7 protein-coding genes are annotated in these 6337 nt (G+C 74.0%); 5 read left to right on the top strand and 2 right to left on the bottom strand.

Annotation, left to right across the window (positions count from 1 at the left end; all coding sequences use genetic code 11):
• The first annotated feature begins 77 nt into the window (after positions 1–77).
• The 4 genes from H5J30_RS13945 to H5J30_RS13930 all read left to right on the top strand — a co-directional run bounded on the left by H5J30_RS13945 (position 78) and on the right by H5J30_RS13930 (position 3335).
• Positions 78–1199, top strand: a complete 1122-nt coding sequence (locus H5J30_RS13945; protein WP_181787755.1) for an ROK family glucokinase — start codon at positions 78–80, stop codon at positions 1197–1199.
• Positions 1200–1264: 65 nt separating this feature from the next.
• Positions 1265–1807: a hypothetical protein gene (locus H5J30_RS13940; RefSeq protein WP_181787754.1), complete on the top strand. Its 543-nt coding sequence runs from the start codon at positions 1265–1267 to the stop codon at positions 1805–1807.
• A gap of 21 nt (positions 1808–1828) precedes the next feature.
• Positions 1829–2473: an MBL fold metallo-hydrolase gene (locus tag H5J30_RS13935; RefSeq protein ID WP_181787753.1), complete on the top strand. Its 645-nt coding sequence runs from the start codon at positions 1829–1831 to the stop codon at positions 2471–2473.
• 70 nt (positions 2474–2543) lie between these two features.
• Complete coding sequence (locus H5J30_RS13930; RefSeq protein WP_181787756.1) at positions 2544–3335, top strand: exodeoxyribonuclease III; 792 nt, start codon at positions 2544–2546, stop codon at positions 3333–3335.
• Between the two features lie 39 nt (positions 3336–3374).
• On the opposite strand, the gene H5J30_RS13925 is transcribed toward H5J30_RS13930, so the two are convergent.
• The gene (locus H5J30_RS13925; protein WP_181787752.1) at positions 3375–5186 is read right to left on the bottom strand and encodes an SGNH/GDSL hydrolase family protein; all 1812 of its coding nucleotides are present in this window, start codon (positions 5184–5186) and stop codon (positions 3375–3377) included.
• A gap of 177 nt (positions 5187–5363) precedes the next feature.
• On the opposite strand from H5J30_RS13925, the gene H5J30_RS13920 reads away from it, so the two are divergent.
• The gene (locus tag H5J30_RS13920) at positions 5364–5810 is read left to right on the top strand and encodes a DUF6278 family protein (protein WP_181787751.1); all 447 of its coding nucleotides are present in this window, start codon (positions 5364–5366) and stop codon (positions 5808–5810) included.
• A 150-nt stretch (positions 5811–5960) separates the two neighbouring features.
• Here the strand turns inward: H5J30_RS13920 and H5J30_RS13915 are convergent.
• The coding region (locus H5J30_RS13915; protein WP_181787750.1) for a UTRA domain-containing protein at positions 5961–6337 on the bottom strand (377 nt) is incomplete at its 5' end.

The following is a 6337-nucleotide window of genomic DNA, read 5'->3' as shown; positions in this document are numbered from 1 at the left end:
GACAGGGGAAGGGGCCACCCCTTGCGATCACCCGCACCCACCGAGCCGCGCCTTCGGCCCGGGCGAGGGGAGCGCCCGTGACGGCCGCCGAGAGGACGCCGCACCGCGGTGCCGCGCGCGCCACCGTGCTGCGCAGCGTGAGCCACCGCGAGCGCCGCTCGCACCTGACCGCGCCCCGGGTGCCCACCGTCGGCATCGACATCGGCGGCACGAAGGTCGCCGCCGGCGTCGTCGACGCCGACGGGCACATCCTGGAGCGCGCGACCACCGAGACGCCCGACAAGTCCAAGAGCCCCCAGGTCGTCGAGGACGTGATCGTCGAGCTGGTCCTCGACCTCTCCGAGCGCCACGACGTGCACGCCGTCGGCATCGGCGCCGCCGGCTGGATCGACGCCGACCGCAGCCGGGTGCTCTTCGCCCCGCACCTGTCCTGGCGGAACGAGCCGCTGCGCGACGCGCTCTCCGAGCGGCTGCGGGTCCCCGTGATGGTCGACAACGACGCCAACGCCGCCGCCTGGGCGGAGTGGCGCTTCGGCGCCGGCCGCGGCGAGGACTACCTCGTGATGATCACCCTGGGCACCGGCATCGGGGGCGCCATCCTGGAGGACGGCCAGGTCAAGCGCGGCAAGTACGGGGTGGCCGGGGAGTTCGGCCACATGCAGGTGGTGCCCGGCGGGCACCGCTGCCCGTGCGGCAACCGCGGCTGCTGGGAGCAGTACAGCTCCGGCAACGCGCTGGTCCGCGAGGCCCGCGAGCTGGCCGCCGCCGAGTCCCCGGTCGCGTACGGGATCATCGAGCGCGTCAAGGGCAACGTCGGCGACATCACCGGCCCGCTCATCACCGAGCTGGCCCGCGAGGGCGACGCGATGTGCATAGAGCTGCTGCAGGACATCGGCCAGTGGCTCGGCGTCGGCATCGCCAACCTCGCCGCCGCCCTCGACCCCGGCTGCTTCGTCATCGGCGGCGGCGTCAGCGCCGCCGACGACCTGCTCATCAAGCCCGCCCAGGACGCCTTCGGCCGCAGCCTCACCGGCCGCGGCTACCGGCCCGAGGCCCGGATAGTACGCGCCCGCCTCGGCAACGACGCCGGGCTGGTCGGCGCCGCCGACCTGGCCCGCCTGGTGGCCCGCAGGTTCCGCCGCACCAACCGGCGGCGCGTCGAGCGCTACGAGCGGTTCGCGCAGGTGGTCGGCAAGTGACCCTCCAGGACTCGGGAGAGCGTCCCGCGTACGGGCACGAGCCCGATCCCGCACACAATGGACACATGCCCCACCGCCCCCCGCGCCGCGTCGTCCGCTCCTGGAAGGCGTACCTCGCCATCGCCCTGCTCGTCGGCGTCCCGCTGGTCTACGGCTGGCTCTCCACCCAGCAGAGCCGCGAGAGCGGCCGGGACAAGGCCGAGCGCGCCGCCTACACCGACATGGAGTCCGGCTGGCCGCCGCGCCTGCTGCGCCGCATCTACCAGGTGCCCGTCCCGGGCGGCGCCGAGTACATCCGCTACTACGAGCAGAACTCGCTGCACGACAGCGCCCTGTACGTCGACTTCACCGCCCCGCAGGAGTCGGTGGACGAGTACCTGGAGACGACGTTCTCGCGCACGGACGTCCGGCCCCTGCCCCGGCTGCGGGACGGCCTGAACCCCATCACGCCCGCCGAGGCGGACGAGGTCGGCTGGGACTTCACCGAGGGCGACTGGTCGGGGCTGAAGCTCAAGCAGCCCGGCGCGCGCCCGGACGTGTCCATCGTCGTCAACACCGAGGACCCCGAGAACCTCGTGGTGCGTACGGTGTCCACGACGGAGTACTGACGAGGAGTTGTCACCGGCATCATGGAATTGACGAAGAAGGGCCACTCCTGCGTCCGGCTGGCCAAGGACGGGGCGGTGCTCGTCGTCGACCCCGGCGGGTTCAGCGAGGCGGACGCCGCGGTCGGCGCGGACGTCCTGCTCGTCACGCACGAGCACCCCGACCACTTCGACGAGGGCCGGCTGCGCGCCGCGCTCGACACCAGCCCCGCGGCGCAGCTGTGGACGCTGCGCAGCGTGGCGGAGCAGGTCGCCGCGGCGTTCCCCGGCCGGGTGCACACCGTCGGCGAGGGCGACGTGGTCACCGCCGCCGGCTTCGAGGTCGAGGTGCACGGCCAACTGCACGCCGTGATCCACCCGGACATCCCGCGCGTCACCAACGTCGGCTACGTCGTGGACGGTGCCGTCTTCCACCCGGGCGACGCGCTGACCGTGCCGGACCGCCCCGTCGAGACGCTGCTGATGCCCGTGATGGCGCCGTGGAACAAGCTCGCCGAGGTCGTCGACTACGTCCGCGCGGTCGCCCCGCGGCGCGCGGTCGACGTCCACGACGCCCTGCTCTCCGACCTCGCTCCGCCGCTCTACGGCCGCATGCTGGGCCCGAACGGCCCGGGCATCGGCGGCGCGGAGCACGTCCGGCTCGAACGGGGCGCCCGCCTGGCGGTGTAGGCCCCGCGGTCGGCCCGGCGGATCCCCGGGGCCCGTTGTCAGAGGGGCGGGGTAGGTTGTCGGCATGGCTGTGCGCATCGCTACGTGGAACGTCAACGGGATCAATCCCCGGCTGCCCCGCATCCTGCAGTGGCTTGAGGAGACCGCGCCCGACGTGGTGTGCTTCCAGGAGCTGAAGTGCACCGCGGAGGCGTTCCCGGGCGAAGCGCTCGCGGCCCTGGGGTACGAGGCGGCGATCCGCGCCGACGGCCGGTGGAACGGGGTGGCGGTCGTCTCCAAGGCGGGCCTGGCCGACGTCACCGAGGACCTGCCGGACCAGCCGCAGTACGACGGCGCGACCGAGCCCCGCGCGCTCGGCGCGACGTGCGGCCGGGTGCGCGTCTGGTCGCTGTACGTGCCGAACGGCCGCGACGTCGGGCACGCCCACTACGCGTACAAGCTGCGCTGGCTGGAGGCGCTGCGCGCGATGGCCGCGGAAGAGGCCCCGGGCGAGCGCCCCTACGCCCTCCTCGGGGACTACAACGTGGCGCCCAAGGACGAGGACGTCTGGGACATCTCCCTCTTCGACGGGCACACGCACGTCAGCGAGGCCGAGCGCGCGGCGCTCGCCGAGCTGCAGAAGTCCGCCGGGCTCAGCGAGGTCTACCCGCGCGCGCTGAAGTACGACATCCCCTTCACCTTCTGGGACTACCGCCAGCTCGGCTTCCAGAAGAACAAGGGGATGCGCATCGACCACGTCTACGGCAACGCGGCGTTCACCGCCGCCGTCACCGACTCGTACGTCGACCGGGAGGCGCGGCGGCCGGGCAAGGACAAGAACCCGTCCGACCACGCCCCCGTCGTCGTCGACCTCGATCTCTAGGCCGCCACGAACAGGCCCTCACGAGCCGGGGCGCAGGGCCTAGGAGCGCGGCACGAGGAGCCCCAGGTCGATCGAGTCCGCCGCCGCCTTCAGCCCCGCGGGGCCGGGGTGGAGGTGGTCGCCGCTGTCGTACGCGGGCAGCAGCCGCTGCGGGCGCTCCGGGTCGCGCAGCACGGCGTCGAAGTCGAGCATCGCGTCGAACTCGGCGTCCGCCGCGCCCGCGTTGGCGCGGATGAAGTCGTTGACCGCGGTGCGCCGCGCGTCGACCGCGGGGCTGCAGTCGCCGTAGCCCTCGCACGGCGCGATGGTCGCGGCCACCACCCGCAGCCTCCGGGCCTGCGCCCGCTCGGAGATGCTGCGCAGCCCGGCGATCACCTCGTCGGCGCTGGTGCCCGCGCGGACGTCGTTGATGCCCTCGAAGACCACGACGGTACGGGCCGAGGTCTGCGCCAGCACGTCGCGCTCCAGCCGGTGCTGGGCGCTGACGCCGCCGACGTCGGTGCTCACGCCGTCGCCCTTGTACCGGTCGGTGACGATGCGGTTCGCGGAGATGCCGTGGTTGAGCACGCCGTAGCGGGGCATGTCGTCCTGTGCGCGCAGCCGGCCGGAGAGCACGTCGGGCCAGCGCTGGTTCGTCCCGGTGCCGGAGCTGTGCCCGTCGGTGATGGAGTCGCCGAGGGTGACGACGGAGCCGGGCCCGCCGCGCACGTCGATGCCGGTGAGGAAGGGCCAGGTGCCGACGGTGCCGGTGAAGGCGTCGGCGCCGGAGTCGGCGGCGCGGTCGCCGCTGCCGTCGGCGCTGATGTACGAGTTCTGCATGGCCAGGGCGTGCACCGGCGCGGCGCTCACGGTCTCCGGCAGGTGGATGCTGACCAGCAGGTTCGACCCCGGCGGCACGGTGAAGCGGGCCGGGTCGCTGACCGCCTCGGCGCCGGCGGCGACGGTGGTGCCGGTCCTGCCGCCGAACGTCAGCGGCACCGGGTCGCCGGCGGTGGCGGCGCCCTCGCCCTGCACGGCGACGGTGGCCTGCCCGAACCGCACCGGTGACGCGGCGAAGGTGTTGGCCAGCCGTACGCGGGTGCTGTCGCCGCCCGCGCCGGCGTGCACCACGAGTCGCAGCGTCCGGTCCGTCCACGGCCCCACGGCGGTGTAGCCGGAGGCGCTGGCGGCCCAGCTTCCGGTCCAGCCGGTGGCTTCCGGCCGTACGGAGGCCGCGAAGACGTGCAGGTCGGACTCGGGGCCCGGGTCGTCGGGCAGGGTCAGCGAGGTGATCCGCTTGCCGCGGGTGACGGGCACGGTCACCGCGTACAGCCGGGTGGCCTCGGCCCGCGGCCCGTCGGGGGTGTTGAACCGGGGCAGCGCCAGCGCCTTGGTGGTGAGCGGCCCGGTGCGCCAGTCCGGGGCGGTCAGGCTGTACGGGCTGGAGCTGCCGTCCGCGTACCGCACGGTGCCGGTGCCGGAGACTCCGGTGCCCGGACCGGCGGTGGCGGAGCCGGCGACGAGCAGGGAGACGGCGTTGCCCGTGCCGCGCAGCGCGACGGACTGGCCGTCGGCGACGACGTTGTCGGGCGCGCCGCGGCCGTAGCGCGGCAGCCGCAGCCCGGCCGCGTCGATGTCCAGTTTGCGCCCGGGTGTCCAGCCGGCGGCGGCCAGGTCCCCGGCGGAGAACGAGCTGCCGGCGCCGTCGAAGTCCGCGGCGCCCGGGTCGGCGTCGTCGCTGACGGCGGTGTTGTCGAAGAGCGTGGCCAACTGCCGCGGCCCGCTGGGCCGTTCGGCTGCTTGGGCCGCCACCGGTACGGCGGTGGCGGCGAGTGTGAGCAGGGTGGCGGTGGTGACGAGGCGAATCCGCAAGGTGGCCCTCCGGGTCCCGGTTCGGCGTCTCGACATGACCAGTTATCTCAGGGGGGCGCAATGACGCTAAAGAGACAGGAGTGAACGGTCAAGACGGCCTTCCGGGAAACACCTGGTGAGCGAATCGGATCCGCGCGCCTGTGGTGCTGCCGCCTGCCCGGATGCGAGGGTGGGGGCATGAACATCTCCTTCCTCGACAACTGGCGCAGACGGCACGGCTCCGGGAGTGAGCAGCGGGCGTCGCACGTGGACACGCCGGTCGACCAGGAGGGCGTCACCGAGCTGCTCAGCGAGTGCGAACTGCTGCGCGTCCAGGCGGAGTCGGCCGGCGTCGAGCTGGACGACACGCCGCGGTCGCTTGAGGAGCTGGACCAACTGCTGCCGGGCTGGCGGGACGACCCGGAGGTCACGCCCTGGCTGGGCAGTGACGCGGGGCTGTATCTGGGCACGGTCATCGTGCGGACGATCGCGGACGCGCAGTGGGTGCTCGACCCGGAGGACGGCGCGCCGGTGGTGCGGCTGTCGTCGGGGCGCGAGATGGACGTGCTGGAGATCGGCGCGGAGTGGGCGGCGAACGGGGCGCCGGAGCTGTCCCAGATGTACGCCGAGGTCGCGGAGGGCTGACGCCCGTCGCGGCGCGGCGCGCGACCGGCGGACGTCGCGCGCCCCCCCAGCGGGTGAACCGGACGCCCCCATTTCAGCGGGTGAGCGCGGCGTCGCCGTCTGCCGGTGAGCGCGGCGTCCCCCGTCGGCCGGTGAGCGTCGTGTCCGCCGTCAGCCGGTGAACGTGATGTCGTACTCCAGCCGCCAGCGGTCCGCCCGCACCACCGCCTCGGAGGTCTCCACCGCCCGGCCCCGCTCGTCGTAGTACGTGCGCTCCAGCGTCGTCACGCACTGCCCCGGCGCGCAGCCCAGCGCCTCCGCCTCCGCCGTCGTCGCCGACCGCGAGCCGACCAGCTCCGCGGCCCGTACCACCCGGATCCCGATCGCCGCGAACCGGCCGCGCACACCGCGCCGGGCGTAAGGGCCGCGCTCGGGGAAGACGACGTCGGTGCCGTCGGTGAGCGCCAGCGGCTCCCAGCTCACGGCCAGCTGCACCGGCTTGCGGTCGGCCAGGTACTCGTACTGCGTGCACATCACCCGGTCGCCCG

This window comes from Streptomyces phytophilus, from assembly GCF_013870535.1.
In the GTDB taxonomy this organism is placed as follows: Bacteria; Actinomycetota; Actinomycetes; order Streptomycetales; family Streptomycetaceae; genus Streptomyces; species Streptomyces phytophilus.
Note: the sequence above shows the minus strand (reverse complement) of the source record. Positions and strands in the feature narration are given on the sequence as shown.